At 58.5% G+C, this 20,161-nt stretch carries 20 protein-coding genes, 1 tRNA gene and 1 pseudogene; 2 read left to right on the top strand and 20 right to left on the bottom strand.

Annotation, left to right across the window (positions count from 1 at the left end; all coding sequences use genetic code 11):
- The 12 genes from FJ320_10565 to FJ320_10510 form a co-directional block, all read right to left on the bottom strand.
- On the bottom strand, positions 1-1,464 hold a 1,464-nt coding region (locus FJ320_10565; GenBank protein MBM3926402.1), incomplete at its 3' end, for an amidohydrolase.
- A gap of 21 nt (positions 1,465-1,485) precedes the next feature.
- On the bottom strand, positions 1,486-2,358 hold the full coding sequence (gene lipA / locus FJ320_10560; protein MBM3926401.1) for a lipoyl synthase: 873 nt from the start codon (positions 2,356-2,358) through the stop codon (positions 1,486-1,488).
- 2 nt (positions 2,359-2,360) lie between these two features.
- A complete protein-coding gene (locus tag FJ320_10555; GenBank protein MBM3926400.1) occupies positions 2,361-2,945 on the bottom strand; it encodes a guanylate kinase in 585 nt (194 codons plus the stop codon).
- Positions 2,946-3,000: 55 nt separating this feature from the next.
- Positions 3,001-4,287, bottom strand: coding sequence for a 3-phosphoshikimate 1-carboxyvinyltransferase (gene aroA / locus FJ320_10550; GenBank protein MBM3926399.1), 1,287 nt, complete (start codon positions 4,285-4,287; stop codon positions 3,001-3,003).
- Positions 4,288-4,295: 8 nt separating this feature from the next.
- Entirely contained in the window at positions 4,296-5,294 is a 999-nt protein-coding gene (locus tag FJ320_10545; GenBank protein ID MBM3926398.1) for a prephenate dehydrogenase/arogenate dehydrogenase family protein, read from the bottom strand.
- A 32-nt stretch (positions 5,295-5,326) separates the two neighbouring features.
- Positions 5,327-6,112 carry a hypothetical protein gene (locus FJ320_10540; protein ID MBM3926397.1) on the bottom strand — a complete coding sequence of 262 codons (786 nt, stop codon included), beginning with the start codon at positions 6,110-6,112 and terminating at the stop codon, positions 5,327-5,329.
- A 132-nt stretch (positions 6,113-6,244) separates the two neighbouring features.
- On the bottom strand, positions 6,245-6,436 hold the full coding sequence (locus FJ320_10535) for a hypothetical protein (protein MBM3926396.1): 192 nt from the start codon (positions 6,434-6,436) through the stop codon (positions 6,245-6,247).
- Between the two features lie 46 nt (positions 6,437-6,482).
- Positions 6,483-7,187, bottom strand: a complete 705-nt coding sequence (locus tag FJ320_10530; GenBank protein ID MBM3926395.1) for a tetratricopeptide repeat protein — start codon at positions 7,185-7,187, stop codon at positions 6,483-6,485.
- A gap of 92 nt (positions 7,188-7,279) precedes the next feature.
- Positions 7,280-7,816 (bottom strand): hypothetical protein, encoded by a 537-nt coding sequence (locus FJ320_10525; GenBank protein ID MBM3926394.1) that lies wholly within the window; start codon positions 7,814-7,816, stop codon positions 7,280-7,282.
- 893 nt (positions 7,817-8,709) lie between these two features.
- Complete coding sequence (locus FJ320_10520) at positions 8,710-9,399, bottom strand: GNAT family N-acetyltransferase (GenBank protein MBM3926393.1); 690 nt, start codon at positions 9,397-9,399, stop codon at positions 8,710-8,712.
- Positions 9,396-10,175: an iron-containing redox enzyme family protein gene (locus FJ320_10515; protein ID MBM3926392.1), complete on the bottom strand. Its 780-nt coding sequence runs from the start codon at positions 10,173-10,175 to the stop codon at positions 9,396-9,398. The genes FJ320_10520 and FJ320_10515 overlap by 4 nt, the downstream gene beginning before the upstream one ends.
- Before the next feature lie 450 nt (positions 10,176-10,625).
- A tRNA-Thr gene (locus FJ320_10510) sits at positions 10,626-10,700 on the bottom strand.
- A gap of 83 nt (positions 10,701-10,783) precedes the next feature.
- Between FJ320_10510 and FJ320_10505 the strand changes: the two genes are divergently transcribed.
- Complete coding sequence (locus tag FJ320_10505) at positions 10,784-12,067, top strand: DNA helicase UvrD (GenBank protein MBM3926391.1); 1,284 nt, start codon at positions 10,784-10,786, stop codon at positions 12,065-12,067.
- Between the two features lie 86 nt (positions 12,068-12,153).
- Here FJ320_10505 and FJ320_10500 read toward each other — a convergent pair whose 3' ends face one another.
- The 4 genes from FJ320_10500 to FJ320_10485 form a co-directional block, all read right to left on the bottom strand.
- Positions 12,154-12,405: an Arc family DNA-binding protein gene (locus tag FJ320_10500; protein MBM3926390.1), complete on the bottom strand. Its 252-nt coding sequence runs from the start codon at positions 12,403-12,405 to the stop codon at positions 12,154-12,156.
- Between the two features lie 706 nt (positions 12,406-13,111).
- The gene (locus FJ320_10495; protein ID MBM3926389.1) at positions 13,112-14,086 is read right to left on the bottom strand and encodes a restriction endonuclease; all 975 of its coding nucleotides are present in this window, start codon (positions 14,084-14,086) and stop codon (positions 13,112-13,114) included.
- 6 nt (positions 14,087-14,092) lie between these two features.
- Positions 14,093-15,226, bottom strand: a complete 1,134-nt coding sequence (gene dnaN, locus FJ320_10490) for a DNA polymerase III subunit beta (protein ID MBM3926388.1) — start codon at positions 15,224-15,226, stop codon at positions 14,093-14,095.
- Positions 15,227-15,469: 243 nt separating this feature from the next.
- Entirely contained in the window at positions 15,470-15,697 is a 228-nt protein-coding gene (locus FJ320_10485; protein MBM3926387.1) for a hypothetical protein, read from the bottom strand.
- Positions 15,698-15,929: 232 nt separating this feature from the next.
- Here FJ320_10485 and FJ320_10480 point away from each other — a divergent pair, with 232 nt between their 5' ends.
- Entirely contained in the window at positions 15,930-16,943 is a 1,014-nt protein-coding gene (locus FJ320_10480; GenBank protein ID MBM3926386.1) for a hydrogenase expression/formation protein, read from the top strand.
- A 167-nt stretch (positions 16,944-17,110) separates the two neighbouring features.
- On the opposite strand, the gene FJ320_10475 is transcribed toward FJ320_10480, so the two are convergent.
- From FJ320_10475 to FJ320_10460, 4 genes and pseudogenes are all read right to left on the bottom strand, one after another.
- A complete protein-coding gene (locus tag FJ320_10475; protein ID MBM3926385.1) occupies positions 17,111-17,656 on the bottom strand; it encodes a hypothetical protein in 546 nt (181 codons plus the stop codon).
- A complete protein-coding gene (locus FJ320_10470) occupies positions 17,601-18,386 on the bottom strand; it encodes an MFS transporter (GenBank protein MBM3926384.1) in 786 nt (261 codons plus the stop codon). Before FJ320_10470 ends, FJ320_10475 begins: the two co-directional genes overlap by 56 nt.
- A gap of 3 nt (positions 18,387-18,389) precedes the next feature.
- Positions 18,390-18,779, bottom strand: coding sequence for an MFS transporter (locus FJ320_10465; protein MBM3926383.1), 390 nt, complete (start codon positions 18,777-18,779; stop codon positions 18,390-18,392).
- A gap of 298 nt (positions 18,780-19,077) precedes the next feature.
- Positions 19,078-20,043 (bottom strand): annotated as a pseudogene (locus FJ320_10460) (threonine/serine dehydratase).
- Positions 20,044-20,161: the final 118 nt, after the last annotated feature.

The raw sequence follows: 20,161 nt of genomic DNA, 5'->3' as shown, positions 1-20,161 counted from the left end.
CCCCGCCTTCCCCACCTGCACCGACCCCAGCAACCCATCCTGCAACCCCACGTACGACCCTCCCAGCGTCCACGCCCGCACCGCCTCCTCCACCCCCACCGACTCCCTCTCCCCCACCACTCCACCTCCCACCGTCCTCCGGCTAACAGCAGCGTAAATATCCAAAAGCGGGTCCGGCTCAATCACCGGCGCGTCAGAACTGGCCGCCCACCTAATCCCCTCCTCCGTCAACGACCTCAGTGGGTACAGATTCGGCAGCATCTCTCTACCCACCAGCCTCAAATACCGGTCACCGTTATGCCATATAAACCCAGGCTGCGTCACCACCACCGCGCCGCTGGCCTTCACCTTCGCCAGCGTCGACGGCGGGCACTCCGACACATGTTCGATCCGATGCCTCGCCCCCGGCCTCAGCTTCCTCGACTGGACATACCCGATGACCTCCGCCGCCGCTTCCACCGCCTCCCTCTCGACGGCATGGAACGCCAGCTGCCACCCTCGATTATGTAAATCCAGCGCTGCCTCCCTCAACTCCCCCATCGGCGGGTGCAGCGCCCCTGTGGTCAGCGTCAGCATGAACTTGGCCGCCCCCACGCGCAGCCCTCCGGCCTCCACACCTGGCCCCAGCCCCATCCCCTCCATCTCGACAGCATGCCGCCAGCCCACCATCATCGTCACCCGGGGCGTCGGCAGTCCCCGCTGCTTGTAGTCGTATAGCGTCTCCCACCGCTCCAGCCCGTTCTCCCATCCCGCATCCTGCACCGACGTCACCCCCCTCGACAGCAGCAGCCCGTCAACCCTCCTCACCCCTTCCTCCATCTCCTCTCGCCGCCGATACGGCGCCATAAGCTTGCCTATATACGACGACATCTCCAGGAACACACCCGTCGGCTCCCCCGACTCATCCCGCTCAATCATCCCCTCCGGCGGGTCTTCCGTGTTTCTGCCTATCCCCAGCATCGACATCGCCAGGCTGTTCAGCACCACCCCATGCCCCGTCCGGTGCTCCAGCCGCACAGGGTGCGACGGCGCAGCTTCATCCAGGTCGCGTCTGTTGGGATGCCTCCCCTCCGCTAGCAGAGCCTCGTCATACCCAAAGGCCCGGACCCATCTTCCTTCAGTTGTATCACCAGCCTGGCGTCGCACCAGGTCTTTAATCTTAGCTATGGACGGTGCCTTGTCCTGACCGCAGTCGAGAGCCATCAAACGTGACGCCAGGCCAAGGATATGACAGTGCGCATCATGGAACCCAGGCAGCAACGTACGGCCCCCACAATCAATCGAGCGCGTCCCCCGCCCTAGGTGCCCCCTATACCCCCCACCGTCCCCCACCTCCCGAATCCTCCCCTCCGACACCACTACCCACTCCGCCCGTGGACGCGCCAAGTCCATAGTCAAAATCCTGGCATTAAAGAGAACAAGGTTGGCTTCAGACTGCCTCGACAAAACGGCCTGGGGCCTCATACCCTATTGCCCCACCAGGGATTAAGGTTTAGCCGCGGCGTGCTGCTCGTCAGCGTGGTAGGAGCTGCGAACCAGCGGCCCCGACGCCACGTGCTTGAACCCCATCTCCATCCCCACCTTCCGCAGCGCTTCAAACTCGCTGGGCTTGTAGAACCGCGCGATGGGCCAGTGCTTCGCCGATGGCCTCAGGTACTGCCCAATGGTCAGCAGGTCGCACCCCACCGACCGCAGGTCCTTCATCGTCTCCACCACCTCGTCCACATCCTCCCCCAGCCCCACAATAATCCCCGACTTGGTTGGTATGGCGGCGTCCATCTCTTTCACCCGCGCCAGCAGCTCCAGCGACCGCTGGTAGTTGCCTTTGGGCCGCACCTTGGGAAACACTCGCCGCGCCGCCTCAATGTTATGGTTCAGCACGTCAGGCCGCGCCTTCACTAGCCGACGCAGTGCCACCTCGTTCCCATCGAAGTCCGGTATCAACACCTCTACCTGGCATCCCGGCGTCGTCTCACGAATCCGCTTTATGCACATCCCGAATATAAAAGCCCCGCCGTCGGCCAGGTCGTCCCTGTTCACGGAGGTTATAACGCAGTACTTGAGGCCCATCTCCTTCACCGTCTGCGCCAGCCGCTCTGGCTCCCCCACATCCACTCCAATAGGCCGGCCCGTCGTCACCGCGCAGTAATGGCACCGTCTAGTGCAGATGTCGCCTAGAATCATGAACGTGGCGCTCTTCCGCTCCCAGCAATCGCCAATATTCGGGCACCTGGCCTCTTCGCACACCGTGTGGAGCTTCGAGTCCCGCATCCTGCCTTTTAGCTCCATGTAGTTGGGGCCGCCGGGCATCGGCACCTTGAACCACTCCGGCAGGCGGGGCCTGGCTTGCGTAGTCATGCCTACAGAATCTCCACCCTGCCGCGACCCACCCGGCACTTCTCAGCGGCCATTATGGACTCGATGCAGAAGGCCGCCAGGTCCAGCCGGTGGTTCTGATTCACTACCTTGTACTGGAACTCGTGTATCCGCGCCATCTCAAACTTCGCCGCCTCCAGCCGATTCCTCAAATCGATGAGCGACTCGCTGGCCCGGAAGCGCAGCCTCCGCTCCAGCTCCTCCACCGATGGCGGCGCCAGGAATATCATTACCGCGCCCGGCGCCAGCTTCCTCACCGTTGCCGCGCCCTGCACGTCAATCTTCATCAGCACATCTCTGCCCTGCGCCAGCGCCTCCCTCACCTGCTGTTTGGGCACGCCGTACCAGTTGCCGTAGACCTGCGCGCTCTCCAGGAAAAGTTCACTCTGGTGCATCCTCTCGAACTCGTCCCTATCCAGAAAAATATAGTCGACGCCGTTGCGCTCGTCCCTGCGGCGCTGGCGAGTGGTGGCCGTCACTACAAAATGCCAGCCCCTGTCCAGGTTTCGCATATACTGAAAGACCGCGTCCTTGCCCACGCCGGAAGGCCCAGACACCACCACTAACAGCGGCTCTCCAAAGGTTGCGCCGGAGACAGGCCCTTGCTGCGTCAATTCTCTGACCTCAGTTCTTGATGACCGAGTTTAGGTGTTCCCAGAACTCCGGGTAAGACACTGACGCCGACTCTGCCCCCTGCACCGTCACCTCGCCACCCCCGATAAGCCCCACCACACCTAGCGCCATGGCCAGTCGATGGTCCCCATAGCTGCGTCCTACACCGCCCTTCAGTCTCCCCGTCCCGTGAATAACCATCCCATCTGCTCGTTCCTCGATGGAAGCTCCCATCCGCGACAGCTCTCGCACGGTCGTCTTTATCCTGTCGGACTCTTTAACCCGCAGCTCTTCGGCGTCCTTGATAACCGTGGTTCCCTTGGCGAAGCACGCCGCCACCGCCAGCACCGGGATCTCGTCCAGCACCCTCGGTATCACATCGCCGCCCACCTCCGTGGCCTCCAGCCGCGACGGCTCCACCACCAGGTCCGCCACCGGCTCGCCGCCCTCCAGGCGTTCGTTTTCCGCCTTTATCTTAGCGCCCATGGACCTCATTACTTCTAATATACCCGTCCGCCCTGGGTTCATCCCCACGTTCAATAGCCGCAGCTGAGCGTCGGAGTGGCAGGATGCTGCCACCATCCAGAACGCCGCTGCGCTGACATCTCCGGGCACGTTCACATCCACCGCCTTCGGCCTCCCCGGCCTCACCGTCAGCGTCAGCCCATCCTCCACCACCGGCGCGCCCATGGCTTGCAGCATACGCTCCGTGTGGTCTCTGGATAGCGAGGGTTGATGTATTACCGTCTCTCCGCTGGCTCTCAGGCCAGCCAGTATAATGCACGACTTCACCTGCGCGCTGGCCACCGTCATCTTGTATTCTATGCCCTTCAGCCCACCTCCACGAATCGCCAGCGGCGCCAGCGTATCGCCCTTACGCCCCATTATCGACGCCCCCATCTGCGACAGCGGCTGCACTACCCGCCCCATGGGCCGCGACCGCAGCGAGTCGTCCCCCGTCAACACGGACAGGAACGCTTGCGACGCCAGCAGCCCGGACATCAGCCTCATGGTGGTCCCGCTGTTGGCCGCGTCTAAAATAGCGCTGCTCTCCTCCAGCTCCCCCTCCCGCCCGTACACCACCACCTCCCGAAGCCCATCCGTCGATTCTATCTTTACCCCCAGGTTCTGCAGGCATCTCCGCGTAGCCACCACGTCCTGCCCCTGGGACAGCCCCGTGACTCTGGCCGTGCCCTTAGCCATAGCGTTCATTATGAGAGAACGATGGGAAATAGACTTGTCGCCGGGCAGGGACAGGGAGCCTTCCAATCGTCGGGGGCGCTTAATAATATGTCGCAAGTTGGAAACTAACCTTTGCGCTCTTTGCCGCCCTTGCCTTCATCCCCGTGAAAGAGCTTCTTGCTTATCTTCTCCCCGAAAAACATATCGGTAAAACCCGGAGGCTTCGGCCTGTCGGCGGCCATCTTAGCCTCTACCAGAGACGGTGCCCCCATCAGCCACTTCTCCCGTTCCACAAAGGCTTTCTCGAACAGTTCGTTAAGTTCCTGGTTGTTATTCTCTTTACTGACAACAGCCTTAATCCGCTCCAGCTCTCGAATCATCTCCCCTATCCAGTGGGTAATACTCTCCCTATTGGTCACGCATACATCTCTGTGCATGATAGGGTCGCCAGAAGCCAGCCTGGTCACGTCGCGAAATCCTGAGGACGCCAGCTTGTTGATGTCATCCCACTGCGGACTCTTGCTGGTGCAGCCCACCAGCGCCGCCGATGTAATAAAAGGCAGATGGCTCACTGCCGCCACAAAGCTGTCATGTTCGCCTGGGTCGATAAAGTACGGCCGCGCGCCAAAGGACGATACCAAGTCCATCAGCACCCGCACGCTCTTCTGGCTGGCGTCGGCGCCGGGCACTATGCAGTACGCTTTGCCCTGAAACAAGTCGGCGGTAGCGTTCTGGGGGCCCGGCGTCTCCTTCCCCGCCATAGGATGCCCCCCTACAAAGTCCACCCTGGAAGGAAGTTTCTCTTTAGCCCACTGCAGCACGTCCCGCTTGGTGCCCCCAGTATCCGTAACCAGCGCCCCATCCTTCAATCGGTGCGCTATGGTCTCCATCACATCCTTCATCGCCATCACCGGTGTGGCGATGAACACTATTTCGGCGTCCTGCACCGCGGTCGGAATGTTGCCTTCCACCTTGTCGATGGCGCCCATCTTGTGCGCCTTGTTGGCCCTGCTCCGCTCCAGATCCACCCCTACCAACTGGACATCCTTCAACTGGACCGTCTTTAGGGCAAGCCCCAAGGATGTCCCGATAAGCCCCATTCCGATAATTGCTATCTTGTCCATCTGCTTTATCTCAGCTCGTGCCGTAAAAACGTCTAGCTCTCATCGTCGTCGTCTTCATCCGGCTCAGTCCTTCGAGGGGTGGCGGCCGTCTTCTGCGACAACCTAGGCAGCACTGGGCTCAACCGATCTGAACAGTTCTTCCGAGGCTTCGGCAGGTTCATCAGGCGTTCCTTCAACTCGGTCAGAGCCTTCTCTGATGTCTTCTCCATATCCACCAGCAGCGCGTCCACCCCGGCGTCTCTAAGCGCTTCCAGTTCCTTAGCTGTCGGCGGCGCTGCTACCTTCAACAGCACATACTTGTCCAGCATCGGACGTATGATGCCTATCGATATGAAATGTTGCAGCGTGAGCGGCGCTGGCGAGTCCATGGAAAGAATGACGGCGTCCACCGGCAGCCCTTCCACTCCCCTTAAGTACCGGTCATCCGAATCTATAGCGACGGGAAGTAGATAGGCGGGCTTCTCCTCTTTCATAGCCTCCATCTGGGTCTTCTCTGGCGATACCACAAAGAAATCACACCCCTTCTCTATCAGTCCCTTCGCTCTCTTTCCGTCCAGCTCCTCCACCGCCAGGCCCCATGGGATAGTTTTGAGCGCGCCGGAAATATCCGATAGCTCCTTGTCCACTCCATTGCCCTCAATTAGCGCCGCGTCAAGTTTAGTCTTGGCAATCAAGTCAGCTTTTTTCACGTGGTTGGCGCGCAGCAACCCTACTACCGCCATGCAAGCCATCTTCTCCGCCCGCGACGCCGCTCCAAACCCCATAGGCGTCTGCGACCCTTTGGCAATCTTCTCCAGCCTGGAAATTAATTCGCTCATGGATCCCTTTCTTGAACAAATAGGCCCGCGGTCGTCATCGGCTGCTTGGTCCCCAATTCCCGGGGGGGCCACTCGCCTATTGTGCCGTCGGGCCTCACGCCGTGTCAATTACCGGCTTCTTTAAACCCTGTCCTACCCTGCTTCCCGACTCAGCGCCCGCTCCAGCAGTCCCGACGCCCATATACGCAGGTCCTCCTCCAGGTCTCGACCGCAGTGCGGGCACTCGTAATCGCCGTACCGTGCGCGAGTGCCGCAGTTTCGACAATGTAAGCTGCAAGCCATGAACTCCACAGCTTTGGTTACCGTCTCGTCGCTAACAACCAAGTCTCCCCCTTGTCCGCTCATGATCTGGCCTTCCCGCTATCCCCGCCTATGGGCGCTGGCTCTTGACCTCCTCAAATTCCGCGAATAACGACTCCTCGTCCAGCCCCAGCTCCACAGCCTTCCGAAGGTCCGCTTCAGCTTTCACGTCGTCCCCCCTGACCGCATGGGCCATGCCGCGATTCGCGTAAACCACGGCATAATTGGGGTCCAGTCTAATCGACTCGTCGTAGGCCTTTATGCCCTCCTCCAGCTTGCCTGTGCCGGACAAGGCAAACCCCCGCGCGTTGTACGACGGCGCGTGACCGGGGTTCAGGCGGATTGCCTCGTCAAAGTCCTTTAGCGCAAAGTCCATTTTGCCCTGATTCCCAAAGGTGGAGCCCCTCAGGTAATACGCCTCCCAATCCCTTGGGAACAGGCGTATAGCCTGAGTAAAGTCTCTAACGGCCTCATCCAGCATGTTCAGCTTCCTTAACGCCTCGCCTCTCACCACAAACGCCCTGGGGTAGCGGTTGTTGATCCTGATAAGGTCGTCATAAGCCTTGACAGCTTGTGTGTACAGCTGTTCCTTCTCCAAGTCCTGCCCCCGCTGAAATAGGAATTCCGCGTCAGATACTCCCTGTGGCGCTGAGGGCGTCGGCGTCGCCGTCGGCAACGGTGTCGCTGTTGGGTCGCTACCGCAGGCGGTCAGCAAGACGGCGCCTGACGCCAGCATAACCAGCAATACAACTAGGCCCTTAATCTTTGACGACAATCTCAGACCTCACAATGTAGTCTTGGCTTTACGCCAGCGCGGAGCGGTTAATTATTGTACGATGTTTTTGCATAGAAAGTTTGAAGACGTGCCTATTTACGTTTACGACTCGCGGCTTGTCTACCACGCTGTTCCGCCCGACGCTTCAATTGGTTAGGTCGTTCCCGGCTTTTCATTTTTGCCTTGGTCTTTATAGGTTTGGCGGGCTTGTGGATTTTTGGTTTCGCTTTGGCAGTTTTGTGAATTTTAGCCTTGGCGTTGGTACCCTTGTAGATTTTGGGCTTTACCTTAGCCTTGATGCTGCCAGAGCGCGCCGCGGCGGCGCGAGGCTTAGGGCGTTTCCCTAAGCGTATCGTTGTGCCGCGTCTATTCCCGTTCTGAGGGTTCTCCGGCTTGGCAGCGCGTTTCGGAGGCTGCTTCTCGACTGGCTCTTGTTCGTGAATGTACTTAACGGCTTCTCGTGGGTCTTCCGGGTAGGCTCGGCGGGCTATTCCGGCTAGCTGGACATCTTTGCCAAAACCCCAAAGGCGCCTCAACGCGCCGCTCCTCTGCAGCTCCGACCGGATATAAACGGCCTCACTTAGCCCCAGCAACCCAGCCCAGCCGGGCTTAAGCAAACGCTTGTCCATTAGTCCTCGACGACTTGTCTTAAGTTAAGGCCGGTTCAGGCGTTCCAAAGTGTTTCGTAACGTGCGCCGGCGAGGACCAACTCGAGAATAGCTGCGCCCTCCCGATTTAGATCCATCATTACAAACCCGTGACGCGGACTGCCCTCAACCATCCCTTGTTTAATGTGCCCCGGCCGCATCTCCACCGCGCGTCGCGGCCCTGGGAATGCAACTAGAACATCATTTCTTATATATTGTACCTGAATTCGTGCCTGGATTGTATCTGCCGCGGGCACTAATCTTGTTGCTTATGAAACGAGAGGGTCGCCGCCGTTGATTCAGCCGCAGTCAGGCTAAAGGGCCGCCAAGCTCTATCTATTAATATTGACCAAAAACCGTGGGGGTTTCCCTGATACGGCTCTAAACCAATCTGAAATGATTAAGGTTGCCAGGGGAGTCCTCACCCCATTAACCGTAGGAAAGGTCCCCTTTATCGGGCCTCCAATGCTAGCACCATCAAAATATCTCTAAGGCGCCGCAAATATGCTATGTGTTAAATGCGATAAAAACGTAAAGCCCGCTAAAGGCTTCAGTTGGCAATGGCTCCTCTTATGGCTTGCTCCAGCCATATTGCCCGCCATACTCTATCTTGCTTACTTCCTTGCTAAGACGCCTGCAAAGTGCCCGAGTTGCGGCTGACAAAACACCCCTGCCAAGAAAAACGCGCCCAGATTTCTGCCCGGCAGCCAGATATGCGTCTTGCGCGGTGACTATCGTGGCCAGTTGGGGTGGATTGACGCCGCCACGCGGCGTCATCAAGGGTCCTGGCTCTACACCGCCCGTCTCCTCAACAAGAAAAGGGTAAATGAGACCGTCATCGCCCATAACCTGGAAGAGAAGTGGCTGGACTTTGCCTAGGGGCGCTCACTAGGCAAACGGGCCAGACTTCCCTGCGGCGCAAACAGGGTCTCCTCCATCTGCTGGACAAGCGACGCGAAGGACGGGGTCGGTCGAGCAACGTCAAAGGTTATTACCACCACCTCATCAGCGTACCTAGGCGCCGCGATAGGCCCCACGTCCTCCACTCGTCGCCCGCCAATCCGCATAAGCGCCGCGTCCTGCCCGTCGCGAGTGCCCGCGACAGCCACCACGGTTTTGAGGCCCAGCCGCCTTGCCACCGCCCATGCTCCAGCCACAAGCCGCAGCCCAACCTCCAGGCCCCGCGCCTCAGGCACGGCCACCCACCGTCCGGCCTCCCCGGTGTCGCTGCGTTTTACCTGAAGGCAGTCCAGCAGCTTCTGAAATCGTCCCGCGCCCAGCAGTTCCTCCGTGGTAGAACAAGGAATAGCATCCAACCTGACCATCCGGCAGCATCCAATAAGCTCGCCCTCAGATCGGGCCAGAACGTGGTATGCCGCGTGGTCGGTTGGGTCGGAGTCCACCAGCTCACCTGCGGCGGTCCTGAACATAGGACGGCGGTTATTTGCGTAGAGAACCCTGCCGCGCATATGGACCAGCTCATCCAGCCATTGGCCTTGAGATGAAGACTCATCCTCGCCTAGAGGCGGAGGGCGAAGTTCCCAGAAGACCTTTCCTCTGCTCATACCGCTTCTGCCCGCTGTGTCCCGGCTAACTCCAGGCAATCATCTAGGAAAATCCCATAGGCAGCTAAGGCTGCTTTACCTGCGTAGGCCAGCTTATTGATTGCCTGCGGATGAAAGGCCAGTAAGTTTTCGATTTGCCGCTGGTTGAAGCTGGTATGCCCTACGTCTGCGGCCACATGGTGCTTGATGAAACTTAGCCCCTGCGCCGTCTCCTGCCCTAGACGGTTTATGACTTGACCTATTAATCGAGGGCCATACTCAATAGACAAGGCCTCAATCTCATACTCGATGGCGATTTGAGCGTACGGACTGTCTCCTTCAATGACGCGCTTATGTAATTCGCGGTAAGCGTCTATACCAGGGGTGTCAGGCATCGCGAGGATAGCGGCGAGGTCAAGACCTATCCTATGAGTCGCGTCGGCCCTTGCCGCCAGGGACTTCGCGTCCTGGAGGAAGAGCAGATGGTGGCCCGCCTCTTGCTTCGAGTGGACCAGCAGCGATTCGCCCAGTCGACCAAACCCCAGCTTGATGCACCGTTCCCCCGCCTGCCTGATCCAACCCTCTACTGGCTCGGTTATGCGTACTCCGTACGCGCAGAAAAACAGGAGAAAGTTTTCGAGAAGCCCTTTGGACACTCCGGGCGAAAAGATAACAGAGACGCTTCGCCGGCTTTTGAAATCCTTCCTGGCAGCGGCCACCAAGGCCTCATAGTCATCCAGTGACACGCCTATCTTTCCCAACGTCCCCCCCACAGTCACCCATAATATGGCCTGCAAGGCCTTAAAGAACAACGATAGTAGAAAGCACGGCCATTCTATCCAACCTAAATGGCCGTGGCAACCCGCCGTCACGCCTCAGGTTAGACTCTGGAAGCAGGGGCAATCGTCCCCTATGGCGCTTCCCTCTCTTCTAGCCTGACCAGGAAAGCCAGCCTACATTGGTACGCGCAAATGCCAAGAGGCCAATAGCTGCTAGACCTAGAGTCAACAGTTTGCTTCTCATTAATTAACCCCTCCCCATCTCCCTTTTTGTTGCCTGCTAGGTTTGAAGATAGCCTGTGTGTATAGAACTAAACTCCTCTTTTTGATACTCCCTTCGGTTCTTTATGACTAGTCGTGCTGCGTGTGTCTGTCTACTTATAATGTCTGGCGCTAGGAGTTTTTACTCGGTGGCATAAAAAGAGGGCCTCCTGGCGAATCGGAGGCCTTCTTGTGTATCTAAAAACATGGAGCCAACGGTGGGATTTGAACCCACGACCTGCGGTTTACGAAACCGCTGCTCTGCCACTGAGCTACGTTGGCCTGGAACCCTAGTCTACCACAGCCCAGACGCGGAAACGCACCTCCCCATACCATATTACCCTGCCGTCACCTAGAATTAAATTATGCGTTATGTCGCCGACCTCCACATCCGCTCCTCCTACGCCCGGGGCACCAGCCCCCAGCTCACCCTGGAAAACCTCGCCGCCTGGGCCAAGCTTAAGGGCATTCATCTCCTCGCCACCGGCGACTTTACCCACCCCGCCTGGATGGCCGAGCTTCGCTCCAAGCTGACAGATGCCCCCGGCGGCCTCTTCGATTTCAACAACTGCCGCTTCATCCTCGGCACCGAGGTTAGCTGCGTCTATCGCCAGGCGGACCGGACACGCCGGGTCCACATGCTGCTCTTCGTCCCCTCCTTCGACACCATGGAAAAGCTAGCGCAGTCCCTCGCCCAGTGGGGCAACCTGGCCGAGGACGGACGTCCTACCCTCTCCCTCTCCGCCCGAGACCTCACCTCCCTAACCCTGGAGACCGACCCCCGCTCCATCGTCATCCCTGCCCACGCCTGGACGCCCTGGTATTCCGTCTACGGCTCCGAAGGCGGCTTCGACTCTATGGAGGAGTGCTTCGGCGATATATTCAGTGCCATACCCGCCATCGAGACCGGCCTCTCCAGCGACCCCGCCATGAACTGGCGTATGCCTGAGCTGGACGGCAAGTCCATCGTCTCCTTCTCCGACGCCCACTCCCTCCCTCGCCTGGGCCGCGAGGTCACCGCCATCGACGGCGATTTAACCTTCGACGGCCTTCGCCAGTCTCTCCAAGACCAGTCCATCGCCTATACCATCGAGTTCTTTCCCGAAGAAGGCAAGTACCACTTCAGCGGCCATCGAAACTGCCACGTCCGCCAGTCTCCCCAGGAGACCCTGGCCTCGCCCACCGGCAAAAAGTGCCCCCGATGCGGCAGGCGAATGACCATCGGCGTGGCCCATCGAGTGGAAGCCCTCGCCGCCCGCCCGGAACACGTCACCCTCGGCGATGCTGGACTTCTCATCGATCCCTCGGAGCAGCGCCCTCCCTACCTCCGACTGGTCCCCCTCCAAGAAATCATCGCCGGCGCCCTGGGCAAGGGCGTAGCCACTAAAGCCGTAGAGCAGGCCTATAAAAGCCTTATCGAAGAACTCGGTCCCGAACTCCCGCTGCTGCAAGAGGCGTCGATAGAAAAAATCGCCTCCGTCGCCGGTGAGCGCGTCGCCGAAGGCGTCCAGCGCGTCCGCGACGGCAACATCACCGTCGACCCCGGCTATGATGGCGTCTACGGTAAAGTCCACATCTGGCCTACTGAGGAAAGCCGTGGCAGTAAGCAAAACCAATTGAGTTTTACAGATTCACCTAATCCCAAATAGATTGTCTGCCAGGGGAATCGGCTTTGGAGCGACATTTCCAATCTCTGTCCGTTAAATAAAACTCCTTCACACTAGTCCCAACTACCTTATCTGGAATCCCTCATCTCCCTAATCCGCCGCGCGGAGTCGTCGCCAGTTTTTATTCCAAGCTTGCTCACATGCTTCGATAATTCCCTCACTGTAAGCTTCTGATCTTTCGCCGCCTCCTCAAAAATTGATAAAAGCTCTTCCTGCAGAGACCGGTGGTTGCGTTTAGCCTGCTCCTGCAGCTTCTCCGCCAAATCCTCAGGAACGTTTTTTATCGAAAGGGTAGCCACTGATATTAGCTCCAGGACGATGGTGCAATACTAACATTTTTAAGTGGCCCACTTTAAAGTCGAAAGCAAGTTCCTCTAAGTCTGCCATTCATAATGGTAGTCATTCATCGGAAGCTTATCTAAACTGGCGAGACGGGCTCTTTGAGACAATTCAGTAATAGTTGCTGCTAATCGCATAGTGACAAATGCGGAGATTACAACTTCTCGCGATGTGAAGCGATGATCACGCCGACCTGTCGGTAGCTTGAAATCGTGCTTTGCAGGAGCATAAATGAAATTGTTGAAAATCCTGAGCTTTGATAGCAAATCATCGGAGAACGTACGTCTGGGTAGTTTAGCAATTGCATCTATAGTAGAGCCAAAAGGATTCCTAAACACTCTCTCGTTGCTCGTGATCTCATATAGTGCTTCTTTTAAAAGGAGATCTATGTAATCGCCTAGGTCTCGGAGAGCATCCCGCGTCCAGCGAGGTAAGAACTGAAGCTCGTGCTGGCAATAGTAGAGTGGACGCTTGGGAGGTGGAGCGACTAACTGTATCAGTTGTTCTCTCGCTGAGTCAGCCTGACGTTTCGTTCCCAAGAGCATACGTGCAACGTCCTCTGCCCTTGCGAGGTCTGAGCGAGTAGGACACTACTTGCCAATGCCAGAAGATTTTGGTCTGCCAAGAGAGCTTCAGCACGTGAGCCTGTTCTGTATTTGCTAACCATAGCTCTTCAGACTGCCAAGTCTATCCTGCGAGCAATGGTTGACAAAGCGGGTTCTTGTCCAAAATGGCGGCTTGAATTTTCGCTCTTAACAAAGTTCTTAGGTCTTTCTGTTGCTCCAGCAGTAATACGATCTCTTGTAGAGTACACAGTGAGAATACAGTCCGCTGTAAAGATTCTCTACATGACTCTATCGCGGCGGGTGTGAAACCACCAGCTGCAATAAATAGGCCACGCGAGTATCCTCTATTAAAAACGCGAACCAAATGCTGGGCGATATCGCCCGGACCTAATTTTTCCGCCCACCATTTCATTTCAACAAGGTATATATTACCTTCATACTCTATAGCGCCGTCGATCTGTTCCAAGATCTTTCCGTCTTCAGTACGCACGGTAAATGGCTCACGAATCGACAAATCATACGTCTTAAACAACCTGGTCAAAACGCTTTCTAGCCTATGCCCCCGTTCAGCAGGGTTCTCAATCAGGAAACAATCTGTAAGATCTCTTCGCACGCCGTCTATTTCCAGTTGTTTTCTGCGTACTTCCTCGGCCTGTACTCTCGCAGCTTCTACCCTCTGGAGGCGCTCATGCTCACGTTCAAGGTTCATCCTTGTAAATGAGTCTTTTACCCCAACAACGCGCCGAACCTCAGTCACAAGACCTTTAGCCTTCAATTGGTCGTCCGCCCAGCATGTTGAAAAATCTTCCCATTCTGTCACCCGTTTAAGAACCTCACGGCGACAAGCTATCAACGGGTCTCCAGCGGAATTGATGGCCTCCAAAACCGATCTAACCATTTGAAACTTGTTGACGGATTCCTTACTACGGACCTGATCTTGTAAATTCTCTAAGTACCGACTCGGGATACCGGCACCTTTAAAGAAAAGCAAAACGTCCCGCTTCGACTTGCATAAGAGGGGAATGGTATCCACTAGGAGCAATGTAAGTTCAGGCGGGAAATGATAGACAATCGTCTCTGAAGCTTGGCTGGACATCAGCATTCACCACTGTACAAACATTGGCATCACTAGGTGTATGTACTGGTCGCTCCCCGGCAGTCGGAACACCCCTGCACGGCTCGGGCCGCTGGTCTCCAGCCACACCTTCTCCCCGCCCATGGCCTGCAGCACGTCCAGCAGGTACTTGCTGTTGAACGCTATCTTGGACTCTTCCCCCTCCACCGAGCACTCCACCTCCCCCACGTTCTCCCCTACCTCCTCCGCCCGCGACGACACCGTTAGCTGCCCCGGGCTCCCCGGCGTCACCTGTATCCGCACGATGTTGCTGCTGTCCCGCGCGAAAATGGACGCCGACCTCGACGCCTGCAAAAGCTCAGGCAGCGCCACTTCCGCCTTGGCCTTTGTCCCCTTCATGGCGTCGTTGACCAGGTCGCTGTAGGGAGGGAAGTTCCCCTGGATGAGTTGCGACACTACCTCGATGTTCTCCAACCGAAACATCGCCTGGGCCTTCCCCGGCGCCACCATGACCTGCACCAGGCTGTCCCCGTCCTCCAGCATCCGGCTTACCTCGTTAAGCGTCCTGGCCGGTATGATGACCGACACCGAGTCCTTTACCGCCTCCTCCGTCTTCCCCCGATGCACCGCCAGCCGGAACCCGTCGGCGGCGGCCATGGTCATGTGGTCGCCCACTATCTCCAGCTTCACCCCCGTCAGCACCGGCCTCGACTCCTCCGTCGCCGCCGCAAACACCGTCTGCCCCACCGCCGATCTCAACACCTTGCTCTTGATCTTCACCGCCGTCCCCTGGTCCACCGACGGTATGGGCGGGAACTCCTCCGAGTCCGTCCCATTAATCCTTGCGTCAAAACGACCAGACTTCAGTTGTATGCTCTTGGGCCGGTCCATAGAGGTTATGTCGATTTGCCCCGGCGGCAGCGACCCCACAAACTCCGTCAAAAGCCTCGCCGGCACCGACAGCGACCCCTCCTCCTCGACGCTGGCCCCCACCCATGTAGTAATAGCGATCTCTAGGTTGGTGGCCGACAGCCTCAGGCGGCCCCCGTCAGTTGTCAGCAGCACGTTTTGGGTGATCGGCAGGGTAGTACGGGTAGCCACCGCCCTCCCGACTATCGCTAGTCCTTTGCTCAGGTTCTCCTGAAGACAGGAAAGTTTCATAGTACCCACCCCTGCAAATAGTGGCAGTATGATACGTGCTGCCACCCTGAGCGTCAACACGCGATCTTACTATATACAACGTGTAGTTGTTTAACTGTTTTTTAATACTACACCTTGGGTTTTGGCACAGTAACTCCATTCCCCACCGTCGCCTGCCGGTCTGACGTTAGCCCGCAAAAAGGAATCGGCCAGTCCATCTGAGACGGACCGGCCGATTTATCCTTGATATACTTAGGTGGGTCGCTAGTTAGTTATCCGCTTAACTTCCAGGGTCTCGCCGGGGGCCAGGGCCACCCGCCGAACGTTGATGCCCAGCTTCAAGAGCCAGTACCCCAGGGTAGCCTTGCTCACCCCCAGGGCCGTCGCCGTCTCGGAAAGCCCTACCTCGTTTACCATCTCGGGCAGGAGCCGTTCCAACGGCTGCTTGTGCTCCTGCTCGACTCGCCTCATGAGTTTGGTCTTCCTTGCCACTGTGACACCCCCTTGTTGGGTTATCTTGCTGCTTTGTTGTATGATAATAGCCCCGTTCCAACCGATTGTCAAGTATATACGAGAAATGTATAAGATAAGTTTTAAACAAAGTCTAGAACATACACTACTTTTTAGAACATTGTAATTACACTACATATTACACTAGCTACTCTTTACATTCTTGTTCTAACTTTACACTCAGACCGCCGTCCTCTATCCTCGACTCGATGATATGAAGCTCGGCAAGGTTCCCCCTCACGTCCTGGAAAAGCTCTTGGCCCGGGTCCCCATCAAGGACCCGCGAGTCCTCGTCGGCCCCGGCATCGGCCGCGACGTGGCCCTCATCGACGCCGGCCCCCGACTCCTCGCCGCCAAGACCGACCCCATCACCTTCGCCACTGACCTCATCGGCTGGTACGCCGTCAACGTCAATGCCAATGACATCGCCTGCGCTGGCGCCCGCCCCCAGTGGTTCCTCGCCACCCTCCTCCTGCCCCAGTCCACCCCCGAGTCCCAGGTCTCACCCATCTTCGACCAGATCACCGAGGCCTGCCAGGCCCTCGGCGTCACCCTCGTCGGCGGCCATACCGAGGTCACCGCCTCCGTCACCCAGCCCGTCATTGTCGGCTGTATGCTCGGCGAGGTCGAAAAAGGCCGGCAGGTGGTCACCGACGGCGCCCGCCCCGGCGACGCCATCGTCCTCACCAAAGGCATCGCCATCGAAGGCTCCGCCCTCTTGGCCCGAGAGCGCGGCCCCCAACTCCAGACTGCCGGCGTCCCCCCAGCCACCCTGAAAAAAGCCGCCAATTTTCTCTTTGACCCTGGCATTAGCGTCGTCAAGGAAGCCCTCGCCGCCTGCGACGCCGTTCAAGTCCACGCCATGCATGACCCCACCGAAGGCGGCCTCGCCACCGGCCTCCAGGAGCTGGCCCACGCCGCCGATGCTGGCCTATATATAAATGAAAGCGCTATCCCCCTGCTGACCAAGTGCGCCGACATCTGCCGCGCCCTTGGCCTCAACCCCTTCGGCCTCCTCGCCTCCGGCTGCCTAATCATTGCCCTCCCCAAACCCCAGGTCCCCACCCTCCTCTCGCGCCTCCGCCGAGAAGGCATCCAGGCCTTTGAAGTCGGTGAAGTCGTCGATAAAAAACGCGGCATGGTCCTGGACGGCCTCAACGGCCCCAAACCCCTCCCCACCTTCCCCCGCGACGAGCTCGCCCGTTACTTCGAGGAAAGCCCGGAATAAGCTCGGGTTGGGACTCTAAGGCTTCCGTTCACCCAGTTTCCTCTGTTGTAGTGCGGCCTAAGACCCGCTCTCTCCCACCCACTTTCCTCCTGTTATCCCAACCCAATTCTACGTCTACACTTATTACATTTTTACATTTATTAGCTATGAATACGCTCGATTAGACTCTACTTCCCATCTCCTCCCGCCGGCCCTTCCGCCGGCCGCGGCGTCCCCTTGGCCCTCGGCCCTGATCCGGGGCCGCCGGGGACCGCCGCTGGCGCCCTCCCCCTCAACGGTATCTCCTTTATGAAAAATGTTACCACCCACGCCGCCGCTATCATCCCCACCGCGATTATAAATACCTCGTTGATCGCTCCACCCAGGGCTTCCTTCAAGGTATCCAACAACTGGGCCTGGGGTGACGGCCCCTGTTCCCCCGCCCCCCTGAAGGCCTCGGCTAAATTCGCCCTCCCCTGCTCGCTCACCAGCGCCTGGGGGTTATGGGCTATCGCCTCCAGAGTTCCCGGAGTCATGGCGTCTTTGACCTGCTGAGGGGTGTCTTGCAGCAGGCTCTTCGAGAACCGGTTAACCATCACCGAACCCATAATCGCCAGGCCCAGGGTCCCACCAATCGTCCGGAAGAACTGCGTCGCCGACGTCGCCACCCCCATGACCCTATACGGCACCGCGTTCTGCACCGCGATGGTGAAGGTAGGGAAGGTGATTCCCATTCCAAAGCCCATAATGATTAGATAAAACACCGCCAGCGGGTAATTGGTGTCCCTGTCCAGCGTCGCCACCAGCGCCGCCCCCACCGCCATAATCCACAGCCCAGCCAGCCCCTGCCGCCGGTAATGCCCCCGTGACCGTCCCCAGCATCATCGGTGTCAAAAAGCTGCCGCTGCTGGTCGCCGACTTCCCCAGCACTCCCTGGAAGAACAGCGGTACAAAGATAATGGCCCCGAACATCGCGAACCCCGTGAAGAAGATGCTCAGGTAAGACAGGCTCACTCCCCGGTCCTTGAACAGCGATAGCGGTATGATGGGCTTCGCCGCCCGCATCTCGATAAATATCAGCGCCGCCAGCATCACCGCCGAGAACACCAGTAGTCCCACCACCTCCACCGAGTCCCACGCATACTCGACGCCGCCCCAGGTCAGCGCCAGCATCAGCGGCACCACCGTCAGCACCAGCGCTATGACTCCCAAGTAGTCCAGCCTGTGCTTCATCAGCGACGGCCGGATGTTGGGGAAATAAGTCAGCAGCAGCGCTACCAGGGGCATCCCTATCGGTATGTTGATGAAAAACACCCACCGCCAGGAAAGGCTGTCCGTCAGGAACCCTCCCATGGTCGGCCCCACCACCGACGACATCCCAAAGACCCCGCTGATGTAGCCCTGGTACCGCCCCCGGTCCTTGGGCGAGAACAAATCTCCGATAACGATGAACGACAGTGCCAGGTATCACTCCCCGCCCAATCCCTGCACCGCCCTGAATGCGATAAGCTGGCCCATGGTCTGCGACAACCCCGCCAGCACCGACCCCAGCAGAAACACCAGCGTCCCCGCCAGCAGGAACCACTTCCTCCCGTACATGTCCGTCAGCCGCCCCACAATCGGCACCGCCGCCGTCGACGCCAGCAGATACGCCGTCGTCACCCAGGTGTACTGCGAGAACCCGCCCAGGTCGGAGATGATTTGAGGCATGGCAGTGCTGACCACCGTCTGGTCCAGCGCCGCCAAAAACAAGGCCAGCATTACTCCGGCCATGGTCATAACTAGCTGTTTCTTTGGAAGCTCCGGCGCTTCGTGGAGCTCCCCCGGTCTGACTGCCTCCGGCCTCGCCTCAGCCATTTTTCTCCTTCCTCTTAAGACAGCCCTGCAATATCACTTCTTGCATCTCCTTAGTCAAGTCATGCCCTAATCGGAAGCGCTTTGACGGTACGTTGGCATGTCCTGTCTGGTTCTCCCCCTTCGGCCTGGAAGGCGAAGGGGGAGTTAGAGGGGGTTGTGGTTCCTTTTTTCTCTTCCCCTTCCAGCAGGCTGTACTCAGTCCCGATGCAGTCGGGAAAGGGGACAAAGGGGGTGGTATCCCGACTAGACAACGGAGTCTTTTAGTATAAGACGTCTCAACTAAAAGAGAACAATGGCTTCAGTTCGGCTTGCGCAGATCCAGCGCCCCCCGCAGCGCCTCCAGCGTCACGTTGCTCCCGCTCACCACCACCGCCACCCTCTTCCCCTTGAGCTGCTTCTTTATGCTCAGCGCCCCTGCCAGGGCCGCCGCTCCCGCCCCCTCTGCCAGCGTATGCGCCTTCTCGATGAGCATGACCATGGCCCGGCTAATGTCTTCGTCGCTCACCAGGACAAAATCGTCCAGCAGGTCCCGTAGTATCGCCTGCGGCATCTCGTACCCCGTCCCCGTCGCCAGCCCCTCCGCCCTGGTCCCCATCGGCGCCTGCACCAGCCGCCCCTCCTTCCACGATAGGTATCCCGCCGGCGCCTGCGATGACTGCACCGCCACAACCTTCACCGTCGGATTTATCGCCTTGGCGACGATGCACACCCCCGCCGCCCCGCTGCCGCCACCCAGGGGGACAAGGATATAGTCCACATTCGGAAACTCCTCCATAATCTCCAGCGCGTACGTCCCGACGCCGGCGATGAGCAGCGGCTCGTTGACCGCGTGAACATACCGCATCCCCCGCTCCGCCGCCAGCGACTCGGCGTAAGCCCTCGACTCATCGAAGTGCCCCCCATGAAAAAGCACCTCGGCGTCCAGGTTTCGCATCGACTCCACCTTCAGCGGGTTGGCCCCCTCGGGCACCACCACCGCCTTCGCCCCAAACAAACGCGCCGCGTTAGCGATGGACTGTCCGTGGTTCCCCGTCTATGCCGTTATAACGCCTCGCTGTCTCTGCTGCGGGCTGAGATGCGCCATCAGATTGACGCCGCCCCTGACCTTAAAGGCCCCCAGGGGGTGGTGGTTCTCGTGCTTCAGCCGCACGTCGGCGTCAAACACCTTGTTCAGCGCGGTGTAGCCCGTCAGCGGCGTGGGCTGAACATACGGAGATATCGTCCTCCGCGCCTCCAGCACGTCCCTCAGCGTAGGCCTGTTCATTAACTCCCTCGATTAAGCTCTAAAAATCATGTTATGGACTATCCCGAAGCGCCGCAACCCCTGCGCTCTGCCCATCACCCCTCTGTCTCCTCCCGCCACTTGCCCTCCTCCCCGGCAG

It is taken from the genome of SAR202 cluster bacterium, from assembly GCA_016872285.1.
Taxonomy (GTDB): domain Bacteria; phylum Chloroflexota; class Dehalococcoidia; order Lucifugimonadales.
This window is presented reverse-complemented; position numbering and strand designations above follow the sequence as displayed.

What these genes read in the sequence shown, in the direction of transcription:
- lipA (MBM3926401.1), bottom strand. Translation starts at nt 2,358, where the DNA reads ATGACTACGCAAGCCAGGCCCCGCCTGCCGGAGTGGTTCAAGGTGCCG.
- FJ320_10545 (MBM3926398.1), bottom strand. Translation starts at nt 5,294, where the DNA reads ATGGACAAGATAGCAATTATCGGAATGGGGCTTATCGGGACATCCTTG.
- FJ320_10540 (MBM3926397.1), bottom strand. Translation starts at nt 6,112, where the DNA reads ATGAGCGAATTAATTTCCAGGCTGGAGAAGATTGCCAAAGGGTCGCAG.
- FJ320_10525 (MBM3926394.1), bottom strand. Translation starts at nt 7,816, where the DNA reads ATGGACAAGCGTTTGCTTAAGCCCGGCTGGGCTGGGTTGCTGGGGCTA.
- FJ320_10520 (MBM3926393.1), bottom strand. Translation starts at nt 9,399, where the DNA reads ATGAGCAGAGGAAAGGTCTTCTGGGAACTTCGCCCTCCGCCTCTAGGC.
- FJ320_10505 (MBM3926391.1), top strand. Translation starts at nt 10,784, where the DNA reads ATGCGTTATGTCGCCGACCTCCACATCCGCTCCTCCTACGCCCGGGGC.
- FJ320_10495 (MBM3926389.1), bottom strand. Translation starts at nt 14,086, where the DNA reads ATGTCCAGCCAAGCTTCAGAGACGATTGTCTATCATTTCCCGCCTGAA.
- dnaN (MBM3926388.1), bottom strand. Translation starts at nt 15,226, where the DNA reads ATGAAACTTTCCTGTCTTCAGGAGAACCTGAGCAAAGGACTAGCGATA.
- FJ320_10480 (MBM3926386.1), top strand. Translation starts at nt 15,930, where the DNA reads ATGAAGCTCGGCAAGGTTCCCCCTCACGTCCTGGAAAAGCTCTTGGCC.
- FJ320_10475 (MBM3926385.1), bottom strand. Translation starts at nt 17,656, where the DNA reads ATGGGAATCACCTTCCCTACCTTCACCATCGCGGTGCAGAACGCGGTG.
- FJ320_10465 (MBM3926383.1), bottom strand. Translation starts at nt 18,779, where the DNA reads ATGGCTGAGGCGAGGCCGGAGGCAGTCAGACCGGGGGAGCTCCACGAA.